General features: G+C 32.1%; 37 protein-coding genes. 23 read left to right on the forward strand and 14 right to left on the reverse strand.

Features of this window, described 5'->3' with window-relative positions; translation table 11 throughout:
* Positions 1 to 17: 17 nt before the first annotated feature.
* The 6 genes from K5781_RS00850 to K5781_RS00875 all read right to left on the reverse strand — a co-directional run bounded on the left by K5781_RS00850 (position 18) and on the right by K5781_RS00875 (position 3,186).
* The gene (locus K5781_RS00850) at positions 18 to 1,106 is read right to left on the reverse strand and encodes a phosphate/phosphite/phosphonate ABC transporter substrate-binding protein (protein ID WP_297439765.1); all 1,089 of its coding nucleotides are present in this window, start codon (positions 1,104 to 1,106) and stop codon (positions 18 to 20) included.
* Positions 1,107 to 1,193: 87 nt separating this feature from the next.
* On the reverse strand, positions 1,194 to 1,355 hold the full coding sequence (locus K5781_RS00855; protein WP_297439766.1) for a hypothetical protein: 162 nt from the start codon (positions 1,353 to 1,355) through the stop codon (positions 1,194 to 1,196).
* A gap of 101 nt (positions 1,356 to 1,456) precedes the next feature.
* Positions 1,457 to 1,807 (reverse strand): HTH domain-containing protein, encoded by a 351-nt coding sequence (locus K5781_RS00860; protein WP_297439767.1) that lies wholly within the window; start codon positions 1,805 to 1,807, stop codon positions 1,457 to 1,459.
* A gap of 8 nt (positions 1,808 to 1,815) precedes the next feature.
* Positions 1,816 to 2,145, reverse strand: a complete 330-nt coding sequence (locus K5781_RS00865; protein ID WP_297439769.1) for a helix-turn-helix domain-containing protein — start codon at positions 2,143 to 2,145, stop codon at positions 1,816 to 1,818.
* 71 nt (positions 2,146 to 2,216) lie between these two features.
* Complete coding sequence (locus K5781_RS00870; protein ID WP_297439770.1) at positions 2,217 to 2,945, reverse strand: CbtA family protein; 729 nt, start codon at positions 2,943 to 2,945, stop codon at positions 2,217 to 2,219.
* Between the two features lie 13 nt (positions 2,946 to 2,958).
* Complete coding sequence (locus tag K5781_RS00875) at positions 2,959 to 3,186, reverse strand: CbtB-domain containing protein (RefSeq protein ID WP_297439771.1); 228 nt, start codon at positions 3,184 to 3,186, stop codon at positions 2,959 to 2,961.
* Between the two features lie 144 nt (positions 3,187 to 3,330).
* Between K5781_RS00875 and K5781_RS00880 the strand changes: the two genes are divergently transcribed.
* The 3 genes from K5781_RS00880 to prf1 are packed head-to-tail and all read left to right on the forward strand — an operon-like array spanning position 3,331 to position 6,124.
* A complete protein-coding gene (locus tag K5781_RS00880) occupies positions 3,331 to 4,107 on the forward strand; it encodes a response regulator (protein WP_297439772.1) in 777 nt (258 codons plus the stop codon).
* 38 nt (positions 4,108 to 4,145) lie between these two features.
* Positions 4,146 to 4,790 carry a thioredoxin domain-containing protein gene (locus K5781_RS00885; protein ID WP_297439773.1) on the forward strand — a complete coding sequence of 215 codons (645 nt, stop codon included), beginning with the start codon at positions 4,146 to 4,148 and terminating at the stop codon, positions 4,788 to 4,790.
* Between the two features lie 53 nt (positions 4,791 to 4,843).
* The gene (prf1, locus tag K5781_RS00890) at positions 4,844 to 6,124 is read left to right on the forward strand and encodes a peptide chain release factor aRF-1 (RefSeq protein ID WP_297439774.1); all 1,281 of its coding nucleotides are present in this window, start codon (positions 4,844 to 4,846) and stop codon (positions 6,122 to 6,124) included.
* Here the strand turns inward: prf1 and K5781_RS00895 are convergent.
* Positions 6,117 to 6,521, reverse strand: a complete 405-nt coding sequence (locus K5781_RS00895; RefSeq protein ID WP_297439775.1) for an HIT domain-containing protein — start codon at positions 6,519 to 6,521, stop codon at positions 6,117 to 6,119. The two genes, prf1 and K5781_RS00895, sit on opposite strands and share 8 nt — an antisense overlap.
* Before the next feature lie 354 nt (positions 6,522 to 6,875).
* Between K5781_RS00895 and K5781_RS00900 the strand changes: the two genes are divergently transcribed.
* The gene (locus tag K5781_RS00900) at positions 6,876 to 7,472 is read left to right on the forward strand and encodes a protein-disulfide isomerase (RefSeq protein ID WP_297439776.1); all 597 of its coding nucleotides are present in this window, start codon (positions 6,876 to 6,878) and stop codon (positions 7,470 to 7,472) included.
* 5 nt (positions 7,473 to 7,477) lie between these two features.
* On the opposite strand, the gene K5781_RS00905 is transcribed toward K5781_RS00900, so the two are convergent.
* Positions 7,478 to 7,678, reverse strand: a complete 201-nt coding sequence (locus K5781_RS00905) for a hypothetical protein (RefSeq protein ID WP_297439777.1) — start codon at positions 7,676 to 7,678, stop codon at positions 7,478 to 7,480.
* Positions 7,679 to 7,775: 97 nt separating this feature from the next.
* Here K5781_RS00905 and ilvD point away from each other — a divergent pair, with 97 nt between their 5' ends.
* From ilvD to K5781_RS00930, 5 genes are all read left to right on the forward strand, one after another.
* On the forward strand, positions 7,776 to 9,449 hold the full coding sequence (gene ilvD, locus K5781_RS00910) for a dihydroxy-acid dehydratase (RefSeq protein ID WP_297439778.1): 1,674 nt from the start codon (positions 7,776 to 7,778) through the stop codon (positions 9,447 to 9,449).
* A gap of 265 nt (positions 9,450 to 9,714) precedes the next feature.
* On the forward strand, positions 9,715 to 10,188 hold the full coding sequence (locus tag K5781_RS00915) for a hypothetical protein (protein ID WP_297439779.1): 474 nt from the start codon (positions 9,715 to 9,717) through the stop codon (positions 10,186 to 10,188).
* Positions 10,189 to 10,226: 38 nt separating this feature from the next.
* Positions 10,227 to 10,988 (forward strand): multicopper oxidase domain-containing protein, encoded by a 762-nt coding sequence (locus tag K5781_RS00920; protein WP_297439780.1) that lies wholly within the window; start codon positions 10,227 to 10,229, stop codon positions 10,986 to 10,988.
* A 96-nt stretch (positions 10,989 to 11,084) separates the two neighbouring features.
* On the forward strand, positions 11,085 to 11,297 hold the full coding sequence (locus K5781_RS00925) for a hypothetical protein (protein ID WP_297439781.1): 213 nt from the start codon (positions 11,085 to 11,087) through the stop codon (positions 11,295 to 11,297).
* 21 nt (positions 11,298 to 11,318) lie between these two features.
* Positions 11,319 to 11,516 carry a hypothetical protein gene (locus K5781_RS00930; protein WP_297439782.1) on the forward strand — a complete coding sequence of 66 codons (198 nt, stop codon included), beginning with the start codon at positions 11,319 to 11,321 and terminating at the stop codon, positions 11,514 to 11,516.
* A 12-nt stretch (positions 11,517 to 11,528) separates the two neighbouring features.
* On the opposite strand, the gene K5781_RS00935 is transcribed toward K5781_RS00930, so the two are convergent.
* Positions 11,529 to 13,220 (reverse strand): helicase C-terminal domain-containing protein, encoded by a 1,692-nt coding sequence (locus tag K5781_RS00935; RefSeq protein WP_297440192.1) that lies wholly within the window; start codon positions 13,218 to 13,220, stop codon positions 11,529 to 11,531.
* Positions 13,221 to 13,301: 81 nt separating this feature from the next.
* Here K5781_RS00935 and K5781_RS00940 point away from each other — a divergent pair, with 81 nt between their 5' ends.
* From K5781_RS00940 to K5781_RS00955, 4 genes are all read left to right on the forward strand, one after another.
* Positions 13,302 to 13,619 (forward strand): hypothetical protein, encoded by a 318-nt coding sequence (locus K5781_RS00940; protein ID WP_297439783.1) that lies wholly within the window; start codon positions 13,302 to 13,304, stop codon positions 13,617 to 13,619.
* Between the two features lie 62 nt (positions 13,620 to 13,681).
* Positions 13,682 to 13,924: a hypothetical protein gene (locus tag K5781_RS00945; RefSeq protein WP_297439785.1), complete on the forward strand. Its 243-nt coding sequence runs from the start codon at positions 13,682 to 13,684 to the stop codon at positions 13,922 to 13,924.
* 115 nt (positions 13,925 to 14,039) lie between these two features.
* The gene (locus K5781_RS00950) at positions 14,040 to 14,171 is read left to right on the forward strand and encodes a hypothetical protein (protein ID WP_297439786.1); all 132 of its coding nucleotides are present in this window, start codon (positions 14,040 to 14,042) and stop codon (positions 14,169 to 14,171) included.
* An 88-nt stretch (positions 14,172 to 14,259) separates the two neighbouring features.
* Positions 14,260 to 14,526 carry a hypothetical protein gene (locus K5781_RS00955; RefSeq protein WP_297439787.1) on the forward strand — a complete coding sequence of 89 codons (267 nt, stop codon included), beginning with the start codon at positions 14,260 to 14,262 and terminating at the stop codon, positions 14,524 to 14,526.
* On the opposite strand, the gene K5781_RS00960 is transcribed toward K5781_RS00955, so the two are convergent.
* Both K5781_RS00960 and K5781_RS00965 read right to left on the reverse strand, forming a co-directional pair.
* The gene (locus tag K5781_RS00960) at positions 14,523 to 14,666 is read right to left on the reverse strand and encodes a hypothetical protein (RefSeq protein WP_297439788.1); all 144 of its coding nucleotides are present in this window, start codon (positions 14,664 to 14,666) and stop codon (positions 14,523 to 14,525) included. The two genes, K5781_RS00955 and K5781_RS00960, sit on opposite strands and share 4 nt — an antisense overlap.
* Before the next feature lie 55 nt (positions 14,667 to 14,721).
* The gene (locus K5781_RS00965; RefSeq protein WP_297439789.1) at positions 14,722 to 15,255 is read right to left on the reverse strand and encodes a hypothetical protein; all 534 of its coding nucleotides are present in this window, start codon (positions 15,253 to 15,255) and stop codon (positions 14,722 to 14,724) included.
* Positions 15,256 to 15,533: 278 nt separating this feature from the next.
* Between K5781_RS00965 and K5781_RS00970 the strand changes: the two genes are divergently transcribed.
* Positions 15,534 to 15,659 (forward strand): hypothetical protein, encoded by a 126-nt coding sequence (locus K5781_RS00970; RefSeq protein ID WP_297439791.1) that lies wholly within the window; start codon positions 15,534 to 15,536, stop codon positions 15,657 to 15,659.
* A 91-nt stretch (positions 15,660 to 15,750) separates the two neighbouring features.
* On the opposite strand, the gene K5781_RS00975 is transcribed toward K5781_RS00970, so the two are convergent.
* Both K5781_RS00975 and K5781_RS00980 read right to left on the reverse strand, forming a co-directional pair.
* A complete protein-coding gene (locus K5781_RS00975) occupies positions 15,751 to 16,662 on the reverse strand; it encodes a matrixin family metalloprotease (RefSeq protein WP_297439792.1) in 912 nt (303 codons plus the stop codon).
* A gap of 204 nt (positions 16,663 to 16,866) precedes the next feature.
* A complete protein-coding gene (locus tag K5781_RS00980) occupies positions 16,867 to 17,121 on the reverse strand; it encodes a hypothetical protein (RefSeq protein ID WP_297439793.1) in 255 nt (84 codons plus the stop codon).
* Between the two features lie 65 nt (positions 17,122 to 17,186).
* On the opposite strand from K5781_RS00980, the gene K5781_RS00985 reads away from it, so the two are divergent.
* The 9 genes from K5781_RS00985 to K5781_RS01025 all read left to right on the forward strand — a co-directional run bounded on the left by K5781_RS00985 (position 17,187) and on the right by K5781_RS01025 (position 21,986).
* Positions 17,187 to 17,393, forward strand: coding sequence for a hypothetical protein (locus tag K5781_RS00985; RefSeq protein WP_297439794.1), 207 nt, complete (start codon positions 17,187 to 17,189; stop codon positions 17,391 to 17,393).
* Positions 17,394 to 17,434: 41 nt separating this feature from the next.
* On the forward strand, positions 17,435 to 18,022 hold the full coding sequence (locus K5781_RS00990; protein WP_297439795.1) for a hypothetical protein: 588 nt from the start codon (positions 17,435 to 17,437) through the stop codon (positions 18,020 to 18,022).
* A gap of 5 nt (positions 18,023 to 18,027) precedes the next feature.
* Entirely contained in the window at positions 18,028 to 18,378 is a 351-nt protein-coding gene (locus K5781_RS00995; RefSeq protein WP_297439797.1) for a hypothetical protein, read from the forward strand.
* Positions 18,379 to 18,478: 100 nt separating this feature from the next.
* Complete coding sequence (locus K5781_RS01000) at positions 18,479 to 18,625, forward strand: hypothetical protein (protein ID WP_297439798.1); 147 nt, start codon at positions 18,479 to 18,481, stop codon at positions 18,623 to 18,625.
* A 472-nt stretch (positions 18,626 to 19,097) separates the two neighbouring features.
* Complete coding sequence (locus K5781_RS01005; RefSeq protein WP_297439799.1) at positions 19,098 to 19,331, forward strand: hypothetical protein; 234 nt, start codon at positions 19,098 to 19,100, stop codon at positions 19,329 to 19,331.
* A gap of 106 nt (positions 19,332 to 19,437) precedes the next feature.
* Positions 19,438 to 19,905, forward strand: a complete 468-nt coding sequence (locus tag K5781_RS01010) for a hypothetical protein (protein WP_297439800.1) — start codon at positions 19,438 to 19,440, stop codon at positions 19,903 to 19,905.
* A 387-nt stretch (positions 19,906 to 20,292) separates the two neighbouring features.
* The gene (locus K5781_RS01015) at positions 20,293 to 21,339 is read left to right on the forward strand and encodes a hypothetical protein (RefSeq protein ID WP_297439801.1); all 1,047 of its coding nucleotides are present in this window, start codon (positions 20,293 to 20,295) and stop codon (positions 21,337 to 21,339) included.
* Between the two features lie 38 nt (positions 21,340 to 21,377).
* A complete protein-coding gene (locus K5781_RS01020) occupies positions 21,378 to 21,536 on the forward strand; it encodes a hypothetical protein (protein WP_297439802.1) in 159 nt (52 codons plus the stop codon).
* Positions 21,537 to 21,593: 57 nt separating this feature from the next.
* Positions 21,594 to 21,986: a hypothetical protein gene (locus K5781_RS01025; RefSeq protein ID WP_297439803.1), complete on the forward strand. Its 393-nt coding sequence runs from the start codon at positions 21,594 to 21,596 to the stop codon at positions 21,984 to 21,986.
* 177 nt (positions 21,987 to 22,163) lie between these two features.
* Here the strand turns inward: K5781_RS01025 and K5781_RS01030 are convergent, their stop codons facing one another.
* Positions 22,164 to 22,391 carry a hypothetical protein gene (locus K5781_RS01030; RefSeq protein WP_297439805.1) on the reverse strand — a complete coding sequence of 76 codons (228 nt, stop codon included), beginning with the start codon at positions 22,389 to 22,391 and terminating at the stop codon, positions 22,164 to 22,166.
* Between the last annotated feature and the right edge of the window lie 20 nt (positions 22,392 to 22,411).

Consider the following 22,411-nt stretch of genomic DNA (forward strand, 5'->3'; position numbering starts at 1 on the left):
TTTCAGAATCCCGGGTTTTATTTGCTCTTGTTGTAGGAGTCAAGAATTAATTGATCAAGTCCAGTTAAAGCATCGATAAAATCACCAAATTCACCAATATGCATACTAGTGGTTGTTGGAAGTAATGCTTCTGCACCATACAAATCAGTCAAAATATGATTATTGTCATCATAATTGAGTTCTGTTAGCGCATCAACTAGTGCATCTTTGGTAGATTCTGACATATCAGAATTTACCATAAACACATGTGATGGAACTGGTCCAATTGTAGCAACTGGACGTAATTTTGTTTGATCTTCTAATTCAAGATATTTTTGAGGAGCAATATCTGAACCAAATGCAACATCTACATTTCCATTAAGGAGTAATTGTAATGCGGCTTTGTAACCTCCTGCAAAAGTATAACTTTCAAAGTTATTTGCCAATGCTGATTCCAATGCAACAATATCATCACCTTCTATGGTTACATATCCCTCAGTAACCAAGGTTCCCATAGGCCTCACAAACCCAGAAGAACCTGTAATGCTAGTAAATGCTACTTTTTTCCCAACTGTGTCTTCTAATGAATGAATTGAATCATTTGAAGCCAATGTCCAAACAGTTGCTTGATAGTTTACCTTACCTTGGACAACTTCTGCCATTACAGCTTCTGCACCAGTTCGTTGGTGGGTAATCCATGCAGGACCAGTATCCATAAAGGCAGCATCAATGTGACCAAATCTCATTCCTTCGATTATAGTCTCATAGTTTGTTGGGACAACGATTTCTACATCTATACCAAGTTCAGATTCTAGGAATGTTTCCAAAGCTTGAGCTTTTGGAGTTAATTCATCAGCTTTTTCAACTGGAATAAATCCAATGGTAAGTGTATCAACATCTACAATGTCAGATTCAGATGAAACCTCAATGATGTCATTTTCTAGAAGGAATGTAATCCCATTTAGAAAAGTTTCATCATCTAATGCACCATCAGCCCACCATCCAGCATTTGTTTTAATCCAATCAGGGACTAAACTTTCAGCCTGGGCGGTTTGCGATAATGGCACAGACATAACACCAATTGCTGCAAATACAGCAATTAATGCAAACGTAATTTGTCGTTTCATGATTTATAAAAAATTAGGATAAGCTAAATTATTTAAATCAGGTTTTCATTCTAAATCATCATTCTAAGTCTATAGAATGAGAATAAACTACTCTATAGGCTCAATAGATACGATATCTTCAAGGTTGCCAAAATATCTTTTTTCATGACAATTCTCACAAACCAACCATTCAGGTTGATAATCACTACCTTTTACAGATTTGTAGATTATTTTGTAATTAGGAGTATGTACTTCACTGCAAATATTCATAAGACAATTTAACAAGATAGAAAAATTCTATATTAATCAATGACAAATATTCCAAAATAGAGATGTTCTAAAAATTGTAATTCTATTTTAATACAAAAAAATCATGCAGATGATTTCGGATTTACTGTGTTTGAATAAAGATTAAGGCTCGGTTCTAGATCATCTAAAGTGATCTCAACTTTTCCAATTCTGCTTCTATACAATTTGATTTTTTTTCCTTCAGATGAAATTACATATTTATCTACTTCAGCAAGAGCAAGATCTTCTAAAGTAGACAATGTTTTGTAAACAGTAGATAATGAAATTTTTAATTCATCTGCAATTTGAGTGGCATCTTTTGATTCATTTTTTACAGAGAATAATACTGATCTAGTACAAACGTTGCTCAGAGATTCAATTATTCTCTGGGTGATGTCAAACTCAGATAATTGGATTATTGTGGGTTTTTGCATAATATCACTTAATTTGGAATTAGTGTTAAACTAGGTTCTGGTTTTCTTATTGAAATATCTGCTTTACTAATTCTACTTCGATACACTTTGTATTTTCTGCCTTTGTCAGAAAGCATCCATTTTTCAACTTCTATCAGAGTTAATTCTTCAAGATCTGCCAATTTTTTGTATACAGAACTAAGAGGTATTTTGAGTTTGTCAGATAATTCAGCAGCAGTGTTGCCTTTTTTTATTATAGAAAAGAGAATAGCCCTAGATTCAGAATCTGCCAAAGCCTCAATAACTTTTTGAGTAATATCATATTTTTTTAATTGTGGGAGAGTTAATTTTCTAGACATGCAAATATCAAAAATATTCTACATCTATTTAAACGAGAGGGAATGATTCTCATTCTATGGATTCAGAACCATCATGAATATTGTTTTGTTTTTTCCTGTGATTCTATTTTGTTCCAAAAAATTCCCAGCATTATGCCAACTGACAACCAAAATGAAGAAACGCCTAGAACAGACATCAGCCTAAATTCATTGACAAAACTCATTGGAGCAGATACGTCATCGGGATTTTCAGGCATTATAAAAAATACCACAGAAATGAATATTCCATATCCAATCAATGACACAAGTTTGTTTCTATGTTGTATTTTCTTAGATAATTTGTAAAATGATAATGCTCCAATTCCAGAAATTGCAATAAATGACAAGTACAATACTGCTCTTAGAACAATAGTTTCAGAATCACCTACAGTAGGAGGATTTGCAGGGTATTTGATAAACGGAATCAAGTATAATGTAATCCACATAATTCCTGCCAACACAAGAGATTTTTTCAGAGGATTATTCCCAGGCAAAGAATTTTTCGATAATGCAAACACAATTCCAAAAAGAGCACCTATTGATGTGCCCAAGATGACACCTGACACAATTTGACCACTTTTTTGCCAAACTCTATACCCTTCATACTCTACCCAAAATTCCAAAGTGTCTTCTTCTTCACCAGTTGCAAAAAGATTTTGATTTTCAATTCCAATTGCTTGATCAAGATAGGGTTCCACCATAGCAAAATTTACAGTTCCATGAATCAATCCTGCAAATGCTCCAGAAAGCAATACAATAATTATAAAAACAGATGTTTTCAAGAGGGATTATTTCCTAATGACAAGGAAACCCTGCAGCGTGTCTCATATCATGAGTAAATTCATGTATTACTAAAGGGTCAATACCATCGGCAGAACCTATTTCGCCAAATACCAAATTTACAATATGACCATTATCAAATCCAACAACAAATAATCCAGCAGCAAATACAACTGCCAATGCAAGAATTGCAAGTTTTGACACTCCTGTTTTTGAGACAGTGATTTGTCTTGATTCAGACATGAAAATCATCATTCTATGAATATATTTAAGCTCTTGGATATCTATTTCATTTATAAAGAAATCATATTTTCTTTACGAAAACTGTTTGTATAAGATCTAACATACTGTTGCTTTTGATAGATTTTGCCAAGATAAAATAAGAAAATGAGTGCGTCAAATTCAGAATCAAAAGACAAAAAATATGAAAAACAACTATCGGAGATCATACAAGGTGAATTAATTGAACTGTATGGCGGTGCAGGATACAAATCAATTATACAAACAATGGTCGGAATATCTGGAAAAAAAGAATATGAAATTATTACAAATTATGAATTGTTCAAAGAGTTATCTGAAGATGTTTTTGGAAGATTAGCAGAATCAAAGATCCTAGGCCCAATCAAATTAAAAGTTGATAAAATTGGTGAAGAAAATATCAAACAAGAGAAAATCACCAAAAGAGAATCTTTAAGAATTTTAATTGCAGATGATGAAATTGAGATATTATCCCTGTATAAGACATATTTGGAAGCTAAAGGTAAAGAAATTACAGTTAGAACAGATGGAAGAAAATGTGTGGATACATTTAAGAAAAAATTTGAAGAAAACAACAATGAATCTTTTTTTGACGTAGTAATTCTTGATCAAAAAATGCCCATAATGACAGGGTTCCAAGCTGCAGTTGAAATTCTAAACATCAATCCACAACAAAAAATTATTTTTGCGTCAGGTTATCTTGAAAAAACATTATTAGAACTTTTAACAAAATTAAACAGGGCCATAGCAGTAATAGAGAAACCATTTTCATTAGAAGCATTAGATCATATGATAAACAATACCGAAGTTTTTGAAAAAATAAATAAAATAAACATCAATCAAGAAGAAAAAGACATTAGTAAAAAAGTATCAGAAGTAATAACAATATTAGAAAATCAGATTTAATCCACAAGGTATTTACTTGAAAAAAAAGTTGTCCACATATGACAAATTACTATCTGTTGGCAATTCCAATAATCATAGGAATTTCAACAGGAATATTTTTGACATTTAATTTTAATTCAGAATCCGAGTCAAACATACTTACAAGCAAAAATCTAATTGACGGAGGTTCTCCAATTCTTGGAAATCCAGATGCGTCAATTACAATATTAGAATGGGGAGATTACCAATGTACATATTGTTACAAATTTCATCAAAATACTTTAGAATCAATTGAGGACAATTTTATTAAAACAGGCAAAGTTAAACTAGTTTTCAAAGATTTTACATTAAATGGTCCTGATTCAATTCTTGCTGCAGAGGCATCATATTGTGCTCATGATCAAAAAAAATACTGGGAGTATCATAATGAGATTTACAAAAATTGGAAGGGAGAAAGAACAGGATGGGTTACTAGAGAGTCATTAAGTAAATTTGCAAACACTGTTGAATTAGATTTAGAGAAATTTAACAAATGTCTTGATTCAGAGAAATATCAAAACAAAGTTTTATCATTATATGAATTTGGAAAAGAAATCAATATTGATGCAACACCATCATTTTTAGTATTTAATGATGAAAAAATTATCAAAATCAGAGGAAACCAACCTCTAGAAGTATTTCTCAAAACATTTGATGAATTATAATTTAAAAATCAATTAATCAAAAAGATATATTCGCAAATTTAGGATGTAACATAATGCCAAAGATCGATATTGAAAAACAAGATTCAGTCAAAATATACAAAATCAGAAAAACACTTGAAGAATTATCCAAAAAATCAGGAAGAGGGACAGAATTGATCACAGTTTACATTCCAAAAGGAAAGCAACTTCACGAAATCATCAATTCACTTCAACAAGAACAAGGAACTGCAGACAACATAAAATCAGATTTGACAAGATCTCATGTAGTTGATTCTCTTGGCAAAGTTGTTCAAAGATTAAAGCTATACAAAAAAACCCCCGATAAAGGACTGGTAATGTTTTGTGGCGCGTTGCCTCCAGACGAAGGAGGACCACTAGGAAGTGAAGTAGTAAAAGTTTGGGAAATTGAACCGCCAAAAGATTTGAATCAGTATTTGTACAGATGTGATGATCATTTTCATGTAGATATTCTAAAAGATATGTTAAAAGACGACAATCTGATTGGTTTTTTGGCAATTGATGCAAAAGATGCTGGTTGGGGATTGTTGCATGGAGATAAAATTGAAGTGTTATCACAAACAGGTTCAGGAGTAGCAGGAAAACATAGACAAGGAGGACAATCTGCAAAAAGATTCCAAAAACTAAGAGAAATGGAATTAAGTTATTTTTACAACAGAGTAGCCCAAACCACCAGAGAGTATTTTATCGACATTTACCCAGTAAAAGGATTAATCATTTCAGGGCCAGGACCTACAAAAGAAGATTTCATCAATGGGAATTATCTAGAATACCGATTACAAAATAACATTATCAGTACAATTGATTCATCATACTCAGGAGCCGAAGGAATAAGAGAAGCATTTGCAAAATCAGCAGATATTTTAGGAAATTTTAGATTAGTAGAAGAAAAAAAACTAGTGGAAGATCTTTTTAGAGAAATCAACACCAATACAGGGAAAGGATCTTATGGATTACAGGAAGTAATTGAATTTCTGAAAAACAATGTAGTTCAAACTTTGTTAATTACAGATAATACAAATCTACACAGAGTAGAAGGGAAATGCAGACGATGCCAACACATGCAGGAGGAAATTGTAGAGAGGCCTTTGGTAATTCCAAAGAAAACAGAGTTTTCTTCAAAGCCATGTCCAGGATGTAATGCGATGGAAGTAGAAGTTAATGAACAAGATATTGTAGACTATTTACAAATTCTAGCATCTAAAACAGGCTCTCAGTTGGAAGTAATTTCAGGGAGTGCAGAGCATGGAAATATGCTTGCAAGTCTAGGAAAAATAGGAGCAATTTTGAGATATAATCCAGGTCATGCTAAATAAAACTACGAATTTTTTTAGCCAATTCTAACAATTCGTCGTCACTTGAAATTTGGCGTTTTGTCCACACTGTTCCTTTACTGTTGTATCTTGGAATAATGTGAATATGTACATGAGGGATGATTTGTTTGGCAGCCCTGCCATTATTCTGACCAAGACTAAAGGCATCAGCACCTGTAGCTTCCAAAATAGCTTTTGCTATTTTTGGCACTACTGAAAACACATTTCCTACATCTTCAGAATTCATATCAGTTATTTTTTCATGATGTTTTCTAGGAATTACCAAACTATGCCCAACATCAATAGGATATTTATCTAAAAATGCAACATGGGATTCATCCTCATAGAGAAAATGACCATCTCTTTTACCGTTTAAAATATCACAAAAGATACAATCCATAGAAAATAAGATTTTTCAATTTTATTTATTGTTTTGATTTGATAAAAAATTAAATTTTATCAGGCTGGAGGTTATCTATAAAATATAAAACCCAAAGTTTTACTTTTCTTCTTCTCCACAATGCATACATCTTTTTGCAGATAAAATCTCAAACCACACAAAATCATGTATAAACCCCTCTTTGCAATTCACAAAAAAGATTAAGAAAGTAACATTACAAAGAGGATGGTCAAAAACAGTATCGATCAGGATAAACTCTTTTTAGAATTTGAAACAAACAAAAGAAGTCTATGCCATTCTAGAAAGATAGTGACGAATGGTTAATTAGGGCAAATTTTAGAGTTGAAATATCTAATGGGCCGAAAAGAGAGACGAGAACGTGAAGTAAAACGTGAAAATTATGCTACAAAGCATTCTGCTGAAAAAAGAAAACAAACTCTAATTGCAGTAGGTGTATTAGCAGGAATTGCCTTAATTGTAGGATATGCAGGTTTTATGTTTATGAATATGACAGAGACTGCTCCAGGAGGTCCAGAAAATGCAGGGGCTTTAGGCAGTGAACACTCACATGCAGCACTTTTAGTGAAGATTTTCGGAGATACATTTGAATTTTCTAGTCCAGCATTTCAAATCAAATCAAGTTGGATTCATTTTGAAGGAAGAGATGGAACTACAATTCATAAACATGCAACAGGAGTAGATTTAGGATATCTCTTTGAAACATTAGGAATTGGTCTTGATGATCAATGTTACATTTTCCCAGATGGAAAACAATTCTGTTCAAATGAAGATTACAAATTAAGATTCTTCATCAATAGAGAAGAAGTATCAGACATTAGAAGCTATGAAATTCAAGAAGATGACAGGATACTAATTTTGTATGGTGCTGAAACACCCGAAGAAGTTGAAGCGTATTTGTTACAACTAGACAATCAAGAATTAATCAAATAGAAAAATCAAGATTTGTCTTTAGTGGTAAAAGATGATGCATTTTTGTCAAACATCATATAAAATCCACACATGGAACATCGTAGTACAGTTAATTCAGTAGTAAGAAATTCTTTATCTTCAAAACGACCACTAAGTTTTACATGATCTCCAGCAATCTCAGCTTTGTTGCTCTTACAGATTGGACATTCGAGGGCTTTTTGTTCCATAAAATGATTCAAAATATTTACAATTTAAACTAATGAAAGTTTCCCATAAGAAAATTTCAACAAAGTCTAAATTATACCAACACAGATTTTACATATTATGGAAATATCAAGTCAAAACGTAGTTGGTGGAACTGCTCGTTCTCCACATCGAGCAATGTACAAAGCTATGGGTTTAGACGATAACGATCTTAGTAAACCATTCATCGGAGTTTGTCATACAGGTAATGAAGCAACTCCTTGTAACATTTTATTGCCCACACTAGCCGAAGAGGCAAAAAGAGGAGTTGCAGAAAATGGAGCAACTCCAAGAATATTTTCAACCATAGCAGTAAGTGACGGAATTGCCATGGGACATGAAGGAATGAAATCATCATTGATTTCACGAGAAGTAATTGCAGATTCTATTGAATTAATGGTTAGAGCTCATCAATATGATGGCATTGTAGGAATTGCAGGATGCGATAAGAGTTTGCCAGGCACCATGATGGCAATGGCCAGACTCAACTTGCCATCGGTTTTTGTATATGGTGGGACTATTATGCCAGGAATTTTAGATGGAAAGGAACTCACGGTTGTGGATGTTTATGAAGCAGTAGGAGCGTATGATGCAGGGCAAATTTCTCTGGAAATGTTGAAAAATATTGAAAATACAGCGTGTCCAAATTCTGGTTCATGTGGAGGAATGTTTACCGCAAACACAATGGCATCAATTTCAGAAGCTATCGGATTAGCATTGCCAGGGAGTGCAAGTCCTCCTGCAGAAGATGAACGTAGAAACAAAATGGTTTATGACACAGGAGCTGCATGTGCAAAATTATTAGAATTAAACATCAAGCCACGTGACATAATGACTTTTGAAGCATTTGAAAATTCAATTGTAATGTTAAATGCAGTGGGTGGTTCAACAAATGGAATTTTACATTTGTTATCAATGGCAAATGAAGCCAGAATCAAATTAACTTATGATGATTTTGAAAGAATTAGAAAAAAGACCCCCCATATTGCAGATATGAAACCTGGAGGAAATTATGTCATGAATAGTCTTGATAAAATTGGAGGTATTCCATTTGTTCTAAAAAAATTATTAAGTAAAGGACTGTTAAACGGAGATTGTATCACAGTTACAGGAAAAACAATCAAAGAGAATCTTGATGCAATTACAATTCCGGAACCAGAACAATCAATCATCAGACCAATTGAAAATCCATTACATTCAGTAGGCACTGCAGTAGTACTCAAAGGAACTCTTGCACCAGAAGGAGCAGTGATTAAAACCGCAGGAGTTGAGATGACAAAATTTACTGGAAAAGCAAAAGTCTTCGATAGAGAAGAGTATGCATTTGATGCAGTATCCAAAGGGGAAGTAGACGAAGGAGACGTGGTAGTAATTAGATATGAAGGACCAAAAGGAGGCCCAGGTATGAGAGAAATGCTAGCAACAACTGCAGCTCTTGTTGGTCAAGGTCTAGGGAAAAAAGTGGCAATGGTAACAGATGGAAGATTCTCAGGAGGCACCAGAGGATTCATGGTAGGACATGTTGCACCTGAAGCATATGTAGGAGGGCCTATTGCATTAGTACGAAACGGAGATGAGATTACTATTGATACAGAAACCACCATTATTGATCTTCATGTGTCAGAAGAAGAATTAGCAAAAAGAAAACAGGAATGGAAAAAACCTGAACCAAACTATACTTCAGGAGCTCTTGCAAAATATGCAACACTTGTAGGTTCAGCTGCTCAAGGAGCAATAACTACTGCACATCCATAGAAAGAACAACTTATTCACAAGCTTTATAGATCGCGATCTAAATCATAAATCAGAGATAACAGGAAATAATATCAAATTATGCTTATCAGACTACTGTTGTCTACTACAGATTATTTTAATTTAGAACAAATTATCATTTTAGAATCAATTCAAATGAATCATTAAAAAGATTAGAAAAATGAATCTAAATCGATAATCTCAAAGATTAGAATATCATCAAGGAATGTACTCATGATTTAAATGAAATTTTTCTTTTGTTGATACAATGACTAAATCAAGAGTTTCTCTTATGCTAATTGCACTATCTGTAATACTTGTTGCATCTTTGTCTGTAGGATTGTTTCAAGAAAGTGAAGGTACCAAAGGCCAAGGAGTATCGCTAACAGAAACAGGATCTAAAAAAGTTTGTGGAGATAGATTGTGTTCAGAATCAATTGTTAGTTCTCCAGATAAAAAAATGCATATTCAAACTTCATCGCAAACTAGTGAATGTAAAAGTAATGAAGGTAAAATACGCACATATTACATTGCAGCAGACGAAATAGAATGGGATTATGCACCATCAGGATTAAACCAGATAAAAGCACATGAATTTAATGAAGATGAAAAAATATTTGTAGAAAATACATCAGATAGAATTGGAAGTAAATACATCAGGCATTATACCAAGAGTATACTGATAGTACATTCTCAAAACTTAAACCACGAACATCTGAATGGAAGCATCTTGGAACGTTAGGGCCAATAATTCATGCAGAAGTATGCGATACAATCAAAGTGATATTCAAAAACAATTCGGATAAATTAGATTATTCCATGCATCCACATGGAGTATTCTATGATAAAAATTCAGAAGGTTCTGAATATAATGATGGGACCGCTACAAGTAACAAATCAGATGGAATTGTATCTCCAGGGCAAACACATACTTACACATGGGCAGTTCCAGAACGGGCAGGTCCTGGACCAAATGATCCAAGTTCAATAATTTGGATGTATCACTCACATGTGAATTCTCCAATGGATACCAATTCAGGATTAGTGGGCCCAATGGTTGTAACAGCCAAAGGCATGGCAGATTCAAGTGGCAGACCAATTGATGTAGATAGAGAAATGGTAAGTTTGTTTACAGTATCTGATGAAAACTCTAGCCATTATCTATGTAAGAATCTAGAAACATTCACAGATGAAACTTGCAAGAATGAAGAATTAGTAGAAGATGACGATTTTGCTGAAAGCAATCTCATGCACGGTATTAACGGATATGTCTATGGGAATTTACCTGGACAAACACTTCAAAAAGGGGAACATGTACGTTGGTATCTGATTGGCATGGGAACTGAGGTAGATTTACACACGCCACATTGGCATGGAAATACAGTCTTGTGGAATGGTATGAGGGTAGATGTAATGGAATTAATGCCAGCCAGTCTAAAGACAGTTGATTTTGTTCCAGACAACATAGGAACTTGGATGTTTCATTGTCATGTAAATGATCATATCTCTGCAGGAATGATGTCACTATTCAAAGTGATCTAACTCTTTTTTATTTTTTAAAATTATTTTAAAAAAATGAATAGATCACAATATAAAATTAAAAAGAATTAAACAGTAAAAACAATTCAAAAGAAATTAATGGATATTTATTCAAGTAAATTTGCAATCATCATAATCATAGTACTTGTTACCATACTGGCACTTCAAATAATGACAAATAATACAAATTCAGTTCAACTAATTGATCCAGAAACATGTGAACTATACGTTATTGATTCACAAATTAATGCAAGGCAATACCATGGAGAATTTGATTCAAAATGTCTAGATTTTAAAAATTTAAACCCATGAGAAATATCTACTAAAAATATTATGGACACACCATCAGAAATCAACTCAGTGTTTTGGAATGAACAGACAAAATCTTGGGATTATAAAATCGTAAAAGTAGACGAATATTTTGGATTCAGTGAATGCCAGCAATGCAGAAAACCAATGTCTCACAATGTCAAAACAGATGGCAAATTCAAGGTAGTCTATGTCAAATGTGCCTGTGCAGATAGAAAATAAAGAAAACCAAAATCAATTCATTCCCAATACGTCATAGTAAGCTTTTGGAATCATTTGTTGACCCTTGAAAAATACATTGTTTACTGCAGTATCAAGAACATATGTTTTAGCCCAATCATCATTACTTCGAATCGAGCGTCCAAAACCTTGTAAAATCTTAGTAAGAGTTTGAGACGTATACCACAAAGGAAATTTATTCATTTTGGCCCTAGTACGTTTTTCAGTATAGTTTGGATATGGAACTTTTGCAATAATTTGAAATCTAGACAAATCATCTTTCAAATTAACTCCTTCCCAAAGAGAAGAAGAAAGCAAGACCCCAGTAGGATCAGCAGCATGTTCAGAAATCACTTCATCTTGGGTTTTATCATCTTTGTTTTTACTATGACAAAGTCTAATTCTCTTAGTATTTTTTGGAGAAAGATATCTAATTATTTTTTGACATCTAGGAATAGAAGAAGTTAAAATCAATCCTCGTTCTTGAGAATGCTCATCCATTATTCTGTCAATTGCTTTAATAACTTCAAGTTCATCCTCATCGGTAGAACCATAGCTTAGTCGTCTTATGTTAAGAAGATCTATAGTTCTATGTTCAAGAGGGAAAGGAGATTTTGGAGTGTCAACAAAAGCCACATCGTCTTGTTCCAAACCCATATTTTCACAAAAGCTTGACTTGTCAATTGTGGCAGACATAAAAATTTGATATTCAGTTTCAAAAAAAGAATTTGCAAATTTTGAAACGTCAATGGGTTTTACAGAGATAGTTCTAAAATTACCATTAAGATCCTTTACAGGATCATTTACAACAAAGTTTTCCTTATTAGACATTATGTCAATTTTAGCTTGTGCCGACCTATCATGACGGCGTTCTAAACCTGTGATTAATTCATAATCAGGGTTATTTTGAAATGCGGGACTTTCTTTGATATCTTTAATTTTTTTTGCATATGCATATGCCATATCGTCAGTTAATTTTATCATGGAATCTAAATCAGTAAAATCATATTTTTCAGAATTAAGATTACATTCATCTACCTGACCACTAAAAATATCAAACCCGACAAACTGAATTATTTGGTCTTCAATTTTATGAGCCTCATCAAAAATAGTTATTTTTCTATCCAAATAATCCTCAAAGAGTTTTCGGTTAAATTTCATTATTGTGAAAAAGGCATGGTAATTCCAAAGAGAATGTTTTGAGACTAGAGCATCATATTTTTGTAAGTAATAATGACAGGATTCAGAATCATATGAGTTGTCTTCAACTTGGTTTATGGTAGGCTTGAATTTACAAATTTCAAAAACTTCTTTACCGTTTTTAGAAACTCTTTCTTGACATTCTCCTTTGTCACAAGTCAGACCCCACCTCATGGCTCTTCTTTCATTATCCACTTTTTCTGAGGACATCAGTTTAAGACAAGGGAAATTTTGCTTACCTTTTACAGGTTTTAAAAACGGAATATCTTTGATATATTGATCCTGTAGATGTTTTGAGGCAGTAACAGTAAATGAGCTATCAAAATAATTTGATACTGTTGCTCCAACAAGAGATTTTCCCACACCCGTAGGTGCACATAAAATAATTTTTTTAAACCCAGAATTTAATTTCTCTTCAATTTGGGAAAGAATGTCTTTTTGTATTTCTCTAGGTATAAAATTTTCAGGGAATTTTTGTAATAATGACAGGATTACATCTTTTTTTATTCAATATTAAAAGGATAAGGGTTATTGGAATATCAAAATTTTTGTAAACTAGTTTAATATCTAGTAAAACCATCCAATATCATGCAATTATTAGATGACAAAATGAGAGTATGGACAGATAGTGCAAAATTTGTAAAACCAAATTCAGGAGTATTTGTATTGTATAATAGAAACAAAGATCCAATTTACATAGGAGAAACCAATAATTTAGAAGAAACGTTTTCGATATATGTAGACACAGAATTTGAAGGGGATGAATGCAAGCAAAAAACTTCATCATATCAGAGAATTTTTTCGGATAATCCCAAAGAGATGCAATTACAATTAATTGATGATTTTAAAAATGAAACAGGTAATGTGCCTGTATGTAATTCTAAAATTAAAATAGAAACTCATTAGATAGTTTCACTGCATTGCAATGTAGTCTTACTTGATTAATAGAAAAATTATCAAAACATATCATGTCAAACGCATTGATTTACATTGGAATTGCCGTTGGCGTTGCAGCTATGGCAGCAGCAATCGCTTATGGTACAGAAAACCAAAAGAACTACTTGCCAGAAGATGCAGTTTTAGCTCCGGCAGCTGAAGAGGGATTACTTCCTAAAACAGGAACTTTTGGAGCAGATTTAAACAAAGAACAATGGCATGAGGATCCTTTTGGCGAATTAGCTCAAAAAGTTAGAGAGAAGAATGGAGGATAATCTAAATTAGATTATCATTCATTTTATTTTAAAAATTTTTCAATATTAAACAAATTTAAGAAAAATCAATGAATTTCAGGTAAAGTAATTTATCTAAGAAAGGCGTAATTTAACAATGCATCAATGCTATTATTGTGAACAAATATTTGATTCCAAAGAACAGCTGTATGAACATGTAGAAGTTCATTCAGATATTGAGCGAAATAAAGAAATCATGGAAAGGAAGAAACAAGCAGAGAAAAAATAATTATTTATGCCTAGACTAAAAAAAATAGAGCTAAGGTCAGAATTTTTCAAATTCTGGAACGGATATAAGAATTCTAATCATAATCAACATGGATTGGGTTGAAAATTTGTTACAAAAATCATGTGAGAGAACATTAACAAAAAGTGAAGTATTACACAGTTTATTTCACATGATAGAAGTAAATGAAAATACTCTAAACCACATACAGGCTAGCAATTTAGATTTTGGTCCAGAATTAGAAGAACTAAAACAAACGGAAATAAGAGATTTAGATTTTCATTTAAAATACTATCGCAGCTTGGTAAATTACATTAACTCAGTTCCAGAAAATAAAATTATAGAAAACAACTCCTAAACATCCCAAGAAACAGTATAGGATACAAAAGATTTGGGAGCAGATTGTTTCTTTTTCGTACCCCATTCATTTTGGGTGTGTCCAGAATTTTGGTCAGACAATTCACCCCAATTGAATTTTGGTAGTTTTGCAGTTTCCATAAAGCAAAATATAACAAATAGTTATTAAAAAAGCAGTATGCAGTGCAGGCAAATTTCATTTAATTTGTTTGTAGAGCCTGTCATATTTTGATTGTTCGTCAGGATTTTGACCAAAATTTGTATCTGCATGATATTTTAGACATTTATCATCAAATAATTTTTGTAATTTTTCTACTTCTTCATTAATCATTTTTCCAGAATCTTCTTTTGCAAATTGTTTTCGTTGCTCTTCATTTTGCCCCCTAGTAGGAAAATACTGGTCATAGAATTTTTCATGAATTTTAAAAATATTTTCACATTTAATCAATTCAGCAAGGTCAAATTTTCCTTGTTCGTGATTCAATAATGTATCTGTAGATTCCGATAATCTCACCCAAGACAACAAAGGATGAAATTCAGCAAAAAGTTGTATATTTTCAATTAAAAAAACAACTTTACCATCTATTTTATCAGAATTCACTATCCATGTGAATCGATATTTGATTACACTGTGAGAATCTTCAAAGACTGCAGGGTTTGATTCGGCCTGAAAATCATTCCATTTTAGAGAAATACCAGGTTCCCATGAAATAGTGGTATTTTCCCCCATATTGGGGAATAACAAGATGGCAATAAAATTATTTTTAGAAAAAGAGTGTTTGACGGCAAATGAATTCTAAGGCATGGTCGACTAAGACAAATGTATGAGGTCGTCAAACAGATGACTCAATTTTACTATAACATATGAGACTAAAAGAAAACGTGTGTACAAAATGAACAAAACAATATGTTTTGAAAATTCATGTACATATAGGATCAAATTCAAAATGGATCGTTTTTTCAACCCTTTTTGATCAATATTCAAGACATGTTTTATTTTATCAATTTTTGAAAATATCAATCATTACAAATATTGGAAGCAAGGTGATTGCGGATTTGGCATCTACTGTAACCCCCAAAGGGCCGATGATGAAAGAGCCAAATTTGCTTGCTTTCACAATTCTAAACTATTAATTTCAGAGATTAAATTCAATATTTTATGATGACGAGATTTTATATAACAATGGGGATTTCAGTTGCAGCATTAGTTGTAGGATTGATTTTATTATTTAGTTAGTTGGGATTTAACTTCAAAATTAGGATCACATCCCAATTGATTTATGATGTCATTAATTTGTATGATTAAATCATTTTGCTGATCAATTAAGGCATTAACTTTTTCTATTTGAATATTAAGAGTATCTAACGCTCTTTGAGCTTTTTTGTAATCTGATTGAGAAAGCATCTTTCCTTCATAGAATTCGTATTGCTTAAGATATTCATCATATTGGGATTGCTCTAAATTTATTTTTCTGTTTAGAGATTCAATTTGGGATTGGAGTTCTTGTTCTTGAATTAATAATAATTTTTGCCCCACATAAAGTTCATCTAATCTTTCTGGTACATTATAGCCTTGAGAATTAAAATCAATTTCAGGTGATTGAGTAGAATACATTAGATGATTTTTTTCACTTGTATGACCCAATCCCAACGCATGGCCTATTTCATGCATTAAAATATTCACAACCATATTTTCGTCATTCTGTACAAAATTAGAATTACAATCTTCTGCTCCAATTGAAATATCTAAAACACAATGACTTAAAATTCCAAATAAAACGGAATTACATGTTGCAAGTCCAGTATGCGTTAATGGAGCATATTTTTGCCATTTAATTTCAATATTAGATTTTTCAGATTGAATAAATTCTAAATTAGGATTTGTATTTTCCCAGTTATCTATTGCTTTCATTAAGGCATTAATTGGAATCTGTTTATCTGGAACATCAGGTACATTTTCAAACGAGTAATAGATAATCTGATGATCATCAGTAATTGCATTAGAAATTTGTTGAATCTTTTCAACTGAAGGAGATAGTCCTACAGATGAAGAGTTAGGTGAAAAGGGCAATAAATCAGCATACCAGACATAGCCAACAAATAGAACTAGTGCAATTATTACATAAACTGCTTTCAACAAATAAAGAAAGAACTAGGATTACCTAAAACTTTCCATCCCACTAGAGAGATTTAGGCTGGATTGGTTTTTTAAATCAACTTTAGTATAGTTTTTTATTTTAAAAGAAATTAGTCATAACCAACATTGCCATATAATATCTGGATTTTGGTAATCGCTTAATGCAATTCGACAGGATTACCAAAGTTATCTGTGGCCAACAGATTATTTTGGATGAGAATTTTTAAAATAATCAATTTTTTCTTTTTCAGAATAAGGCAAATCATTATTTTTTGATAGATTAAAAATATTTCCAAATGCAGGACATTCACAGTCAACTGAAAATAATTCTTCACATTTAGGGCATTGTATAACAAAATGATTTCCCCAATCACATTCTATATCTTCAATAATTTCAAAAAAGACACTTTCATCACAAATACAATGTAATCTATTTTGAAATCTTTGATTAAAATCCATAATAATTACATTAAAAAATCAAATATAATTTATTAACAATAAGAATAATTTTCAACTGTTATACTTTGACAGAATGCCCCACATGTAAACTTGCAATGGAATCACATTCAACTGAAGAGTTGATGGAATGTTGTATGAAGCAAGTAGGTGATGAATTCAATGAAGAGAAATCAGGCATTTGTCCTAATTGTAAACATGCTATCAAAAAACACTCAAGTAATGAACTAGCTGAATGTACATTAGAGTTCCTCAAATCAGGGATTAATAATTAGTTCAAGATAAGATTAAACAGTAGAAAAAAATATCATAGGTATTGGATCAAGCAACTAGAAATATAATTTCAGAATATTCTCCCATGTGGACAAACAAAGAGATTTGGGAATTTGAACAGCTCAACGAAAATTTGACATTTGATGCAGTGTATGCTGAAAAAAATAAGTTTGAATCATGGAAATCAAAGTCATCTTTCCCAGACTCAGATATTCGAGACATGATAGTTAGAACTTTTGATAACTTTTTGAACGGGAATGAATTATGGATTGCAAATAAGGATGAAGGTAAATTAGATAAAAAATATGTGGCATATCTCATGTCAGTCATGGCAGATGTTATGATTGAGGAAGAAATTTGTCTAAATTTTAGAATTGAAAACGATTGTCTAGTATCAGTAATTGATGAAAAAGCAGATGTAATTGACTGTAAAGAATTTTTTGAAGAATTTTATCATTTAGCAACAGGATTTAATTTTGACGTAGATACGGGAATTCCAGATGATGAAACAGAAGCTGAGATATATCTCACCAGACTGCAAGAAGAATTTGATGAGAAAATGAAAAGAAAACTAGGTGACAAATACATGTCAGGCAATAATGATCCAGACACAATAAATGCAGAGACTTGAGAAAAATGTCAGACAAAAGACATCACAATAATTTCAAAAAAAGAGAACAAAATTTAACAACAGAACAAAAAGTGGAACAATTCATCATTAGAAATTCAAATAATGGGTTTTTTACCAAGGTATCTACCATATCATACAAATTCGATATTCCAAAAGACACAGCATGGAGTATTGTAGGAGAATTACTAGCAAGTGAATTATTTGACTCGATTCATGATGAGTATACAGGAGAGATGAAGCTTTGTGAAACAGGAAAAATATACACCATAAAAAATATGGAAATGAAAAGAAAACGAGAAAAATACAAATCTAAAAAAATCATAAATAAAGAATCAGAACAGAATGCAAACTCTTAATTTTAATTAGCAGGAATTTACAATGTGGAAGATGAAAATTTACCTGCACAATGTCATCCAATTATAAAATCAAAAAGAAAAAAGAAAGTTGAGATAAAAAATGATACAGTGTAAGTTATGTGGAACCCCATTAGGGAAAGAACCAACTACCAAAGAATTAGAAACGCATTGGAAAAAACATCATAATTGGCACTGGGAATCAAACAAAGATAAAACACCTGAAGACGCATTATTAAAAAAAAGATAATCAACGTCTTGGAATAGTGATCGTTTATAGCATGCCTAGACCACTAATCGAAGGCGTCAACAATACTTTAGATTTGAGACATAAAAGGTAGATTATGGAATTTCCAAACATATGTTTAGTATAGATAAAAAAATAGAACTAATTTTTAGAATTCTTGTCAAGTAGTTTATCAATTAAAAATGAGAATACACAATATGGGTGGCATACTAATTGAATGAGGATTTTGCAGAATATACAAAATGCATTTCATGCAATCAGGCACTGATTTACTGTGATTGTAATTGTCCATATTGCGGAAAACGAGAAGAGTGTGATTGTGAAATGACTGCATTGAAAATTACACAATGAATTTTTTACAAGCCTGAAAAATAATTTTAAAAAACTCTTATGCGTAATGTTTTGTTTATTTTCAGCTAATAGATTTGAAAAAACTCACTTTTGATATGTAATACAGATTTTGTCATTATGGCACATGTCAAAAATAGAGGCATACGATATCAAAGTAAGGAAAAAAGTACTCATGAAAAATCCACAACCATATAAGATGAAAAATGGATCATGGGCACTGAAAGGAACTAGCACCGAAACAGGAATTAATCTATTCAAAATTGTGGGCAGGCAAAAACCAACAATTAGCCAATCAAGATTTGAGGCAATCAAGGATTTGTTTACCAGCAGACAATGTGAATGTGATAAAATATGCTAGTTGTATTTTTATTTTATCTAGAGATTTTGCATATTATCAAATTCATGGCAACATCATAAATCAATGAATTAGAAAACATTAATTTGATATTTTTTTACAATTATTTATGTCCCTAGAGATCGATTGGAAGAACAATTTCTATGGAATTTCTTGGGCATATGAAAAAGACAGATTGGTAGTATCCACAGTGTTTGAAGATAAAAAAGAGGCAATAGCCATTGCCAGAGACATAGAAGATTGGAGTGATAAATTTACCAGATTGACAATTATTGAAAAAGATAATGATGAATTTGCAATTTGTGTTTACCAAGATCCGTTGGTTTCAAAAAATGACAGACATTTAGGATTATTCAGAACAGGTATGAGACAGAGTGGTGGATATGAACAAGCAAAACCAATGATGGAGGAAAAATCACCACTATTGCAAATTGCATATGCTGCAGATGTCAGAGATATGAATACATATGAACAAATTTCACGACTAGTTCCAATGCGTAAATGTAGAATTATTGCAGAAAAAGATTTGAAAAAGCAAGAATACTATTATGAAAAACTAGCAAATTCTCAGAATTAAGAAAAAGGTGAGATTCAAAAACAAATCTAGGATTTGAATCATCACCAGGTATGGTCGGGTATCAATCATATTCCAAATTCAATATAAAGAATCACTACTCATTGCTACTGAGAAATTATACTGACAAATCGTTCATTGATATTAAATAGAAATTTTACCAGGATATTTTATGCAAGATAACAATAATCAAACAAACTGGGAAGAAGCAATCGGTCTTTCTTGGCTGATATCAGATGATTAAAATGTCAAGTTTTAATTCAATTTGCAGCCCAAATTGTTGGTGTAAACTGAATAAAATAGCAGATACCACCGACCAGCCTTTGAAATATCTAAGGCTTTAATTTTTTAATTCACAATATTCATAAAGTAATATTTTTGTCTGGATGTATGAAATTAACAGTAAAATTTGTTCTAATTGTTTTAATCATATCATTATTTGGAAGTGTTTTAGAGATTTGGGGCGGGAGTTGGGATATTACTAGCCACGCAATTGGCGCCCCTGAATCATTTTTCACACCGCCACATGCTGTTTTGTATTCTGGAGTAGGCATTTCATTAATTGCGGCAATTGCATCCTTAGGCATCATTAGTAGAGATAAAGAATTACGCCAAAAATCATTTTCTTTAGGTTTAAAATTAGTTTTTGTTGGGAGTATAATTCAAGTTATTGCAGGTCCAGGAGATTATTTGTGGCACGAACTCTTTGGAACTGACGGATTACTTAGTCCAACTCACTTGACATTGATTACAGGAATTTTAATTCAATCAGTAGGGATCATTATGGGATTAACTAGATTAATTCCATATAATTTCAAAGCAGTGAAACCTGCATTAACTGTAGGATTTTCAGCACTGTGGTTTATTGTAATAGCGTTTACGTTTCAATTTGGGCTGCCAATATCAAACGGAGAAACAATAAACTGGAATCCAGATCCTTATGTAGGTGCAGCAATTCTGGGTATAACAATACCATTTTTTGGTACACTAATTTTCTGGGGAGCAGCAAAATCTATGAAAAAATTTGGGTGGGTCAGTGCATCAATTGCAGGATTGTTAATTCTAAATGTTACAGCAAATGTAATTCCAAATAATGCACTGTGGGGATTTTTACCATGGTTTGCAATACCAATGAGTGTATCGCTTGTGGCGGATGCAATAATGAATGATAAAATTAAACTTGGTAAATATGGAGAGGAGATAAGTGGAGGATTAGTAGGAACAGTTTTTCTAATATGTAGTATGCCACTGATAGGAATGGCCTATATCCAATTTTATGTATTCAGTGGAGTTTCAGGATATACTTTGTTACCAGAATTTTCAGAAACTCTAGCAATGATTTTAGGATTAATGGGTATTTCAGGAGCAGCCATTGGAATTATCGCTGTAAAAATGGCAAGAAAAAAAATATCCATACCTGTTGAATCTACAATCTAGAATTCAAAGATTAAATTCTATTTCATCATAATTTCATTATGCATTGTGATGATAAACGCACACTACATGTATTAAAAAAAGAGATTGAAAAATCTTGGAAATTGCTTGAGAATTCAGGATTTACTGATCAACAATTATTAGAAGATTTCAACAATACAATTACAGCATATTTTGATTGTAAATCATCATCAGAATAGAAATCAAATATGATTTTCTGGATAGAGCTTAAGTATCATTTTAACATAATTAAGTAGATGAACTATGAAAATCTCTTAAAGAGAATTATGGATTCGGATGTCAACATAAGACATAGTATTATCACAGACAATGAAGGAAATATCTTAGCTACAAGTCACAGAGAAGGGATTACAAATTATCTATCTCCAGAGGAAACAGCTGCATCCTTGAAAAGAGCATCAGTAGCATGGAAAGGAAGAAACGAATTGGCTCCAAAGATAGGTCATGGATTGTATGCAGTAGCAACATTTGAGAAAATTACCAGAATGACATTTCCATTAGGGGACAATAATTTGATATTTGTTAGCATGGGTTCTGATGCAGTGAGAACAGATTTACATGAAGGAGGTCAAAAACAGATTATTGAACACGTCCTGAACATTTTGAGTAAAGATCCTACAAAGCAATAATCTAAAAATTGATTTTAAGAATATTATAAATTTGAATCAAGAGGAGTCAAAATATCTAAATTGACAATGGTTGAACATACCAAAGAATGCAAGTATAGAATGGACAATGATATGCCACATACTAATTGCTATTGTCAATGCCATAAAATCATCATGGCAGAATCTTCAAAACTTGAATCAAGGACTTTTTGATTCAGGCTCAAAATTGTCAATAATCTCAGTAACACTAGCAAGAATGGTCTCTTTGATTTTCTCTTGACTCATTCCAGATTTATGCATTAATTTCATTTGATCCATTAAGGAGAAATGAACTCGACCTTGAAGATAATCAACTAGTCCAAATCCTTGTTTTGGAAATTCAGTGACAAAAATATCATGTTCTGAAAATTCATCGACATCATTCATAAAACGACTACAGGAAAACC

It is taken from the genome of Nitrosopumilus sp. (assembly GCF_025699255.1).
GTDB lineage: Archaea > Thermoproteota > Nitrososphaeria > Nitrososphaerales > Nitrosopumilaceae > Nitrosopumilus.

What these genes read in the sequence shown, in the direction of transcription:
- K5781_RS00995 (WP_297439797.1), top strand. Translation starts at nt 18,028, where the DNA reads ATGTCAGACAAAAGACATCACAATAATTTCAAAAAAAGAGAACAAAAT.
- ilvD (WP_297439778.1), top strand. Translation starts at nt 7,776, where the DNA reads ATGGAAATATCAAGTCAAAACGTAGTTGGTGGAACTGCTCGTTCTCCA.
- K5781_RS00855 (WP_297439766.1), bottom strand. Translation starts at nt 1,355, where the DNA reads ATGAATATTTGCAGTGAAGTACATACTCCTAATTACAAAATAATCTAC.
- K5781_RS01005 (WP_297439799.1), top strand. Translation starts at nt 19,098, where the DNA reads ATGTCAAAAATAGAGGCATACGATATCAAAGTAAGGAAAAAAGTACTC.
- K5781_RS00905 (WP_297439777.1), bottom strand. Translation starts at nt 7,678, where the DNA reads ATGGAACAAAAAGCCCTCGAATGTCCAATCTGTAAGAGCAACAAAGCT.
- K5781_RS01000 (WP_297439798.1), top strand. Translation starts at nt 18,479, where the DNA reads ATGATACAGTGTAAGTTATGTGGAACCCCATTAGGGAAAGAACCAACT.
- K5781_RS00980 (WP_297439793.1), bottom strand. Translation starts at nt 17,121, where the DNA reads ATGGATTTTAATCAAAGATTTCAAAATAGATTACATTGTATTTGTGAT.
- K5781_RS01015 (WP_297439801.1), top strand. Translation starts at nt 20,293, where the DNA reads ATGAAATTAACAGTAAAATTTGTTCTAATTGTTTTAATCATATCATTA.
- K5781_RS01020 (WP_297439802.1), top strand. Translation starts at nt 21,378, where the DNA reads ATGCATTGTGATGATAAACGCACACTACATGTATTAAAAAAAGAGATT.
- K5781_RS00915 (WP_297439779.1), top strand. Translation starts at nt 9,715, where the DNA reads ATGACTAAATCAAGAGTTTCTCTTATGCTAATTGCACTATCTGTAATA.
- K5781_RS00900 (WP_297439776.1), top strand. Translation starts at nt 6,876, where the DNA reads ATGGGCCGAAAAGAGAGACGAGAACGTGAAGTAAAACGTGAAAATTAT.
- prf1 (WP_297439774.1), top strand. Translation starts at nt 4,844, where the DNA reads ATGCCAAAGATCGATATTGAAAAACAAGATTCAGTCAAAATATACAAA.
- K5781_RS00955 (WP_297439787.1), top strand. Translation starts at nt 14,260, where the DNA reads ATGGATTGGGTTGAAAATTTGTTACAAAAATCATGTGAGAGAACATTA.
- K5781_RS00875 (WP_297439771.1), bottom strand. Translation starts at nt 3,186, where the DNA reads ATGTCTGAATCAAGACAAATCACTGTCTCAAAAACAGGAGTGTCAAAA.
- K5781_RS00865 (WP_297439769.1), bottom strand. Translation starts at nt 2,145, where the DNA reads ATGTCTAGAAAATTAACTCTCCCACAATTAAAAAAATATGATATTACT.
- K5781_RS00925 (WP_297439781.1), top strand. Translation starts at nt 11,085, where the DNA reads ATGGATATTTATTCAAGTAAATTTGCAATCATCATAATCATAGTACTT.
- K5781_RS01010 (WP_297439800.1), top strand. Translation starts at nt 19,438, where the DNA reads ATGTCCCTAGAGATCGATTGGAAGAACAATTTCTATGGAATTTCTTGG.
- K5781_RS00930 (WP_297439782.1), top strand. Translation starts at nt 11,319, where the DNA reads ATGGACACACCATCAGAAATCAACTCAGTGTTTTGGAATGAACAGACA.
- K5781_RS00895 (WP_297439775.1), bottom strand. Translation starts at nt 6,521, where the DNA reads ATGGATTGTATCTTTTGTGATATTTTAAACGGTAAAAGAGATGGTCAT.
- K5781_RS00945 (WP_297439785.1), top strand. Translation starts at nt 13,682, where the DNA reads ATGTCAAACGCATTGATTTACATTGGAATTGCCGTTGGCGTTGCAGCT.
- K5781_RS01030 (WP_297439805.1), bottom strand. Translation starts at nt 22,391, where the DNA reads ATGAATGATGTCGATGAATTTTCAGAACATGATATTTTTGTCACTGAA.
- K5781_RS00940 (WP_297439783.1), top strand. Translation starts at nt 13,302, where the DNA reads ATGCAATTATTAGATGACAAAATGAGAGTATGGACAGATAGTGCAAAA.
- K5781_RS00880 (WP_297439772.1), top strand. Translation starts at nt 3,331, where the DNA reads ATGAGTGCGTCAAATTCAGAATCAAAAGACAAAAAATATGAAAAACAA.
- K5781_RS00965 (WP_297439789.1), bottom strand. Translation starts at nt 15,255, where the DNA reads ATGGGGGAAAATACCACTATTTCATGGGAACCTGGTATTTCTCTAAAA.
- K5781_RS00885 (WP_297439773.1), top strand. Translation starts at nt 4,146, where the DNA reads ATGACAAATTACTATCTGTTGGCAATTCCAATAATCATAGGAATTTCA.
- K5781_RS01025 (WP_297439803.1), top strand. Translation starts at nt 21,594, where the DNA reads ATGAACTATGAAAATCTCTTAAAGAGAATTATGGATTCGGATGTCAAC.
- K5781_RS00950 (WP_297439786.1), top strand. Translation starts at nt 14,040, where the DNA reads ATGCATCAATGCTATTATTGTGAACAAATATTTGATTCCAAAGAACAG.
- K5781_RS00850 (WP_297439765.1), bottom strand. Translation starts at nt 1,106, where the DNA reads ATGAAACGACAAATTACGTTTGCATTAATTGCTGTATTTGCAGCAATT.
- K5781_RS00860 (WP_297439767.1), bottom strand. Translation starts at nt 1,807, where the DNA reads ATGCAAAAACCCACAATAATCCAATTATCTGAGTTTGACATCACCCAG.
- K5781_RS00960 (WP_297439788.1), bottom strand. Translation starts at nt 14,666, where the DNA reads ATGGAAACTGCAAAACTACCAAAATTCAATTGGGGTGAATTGTCTGAC.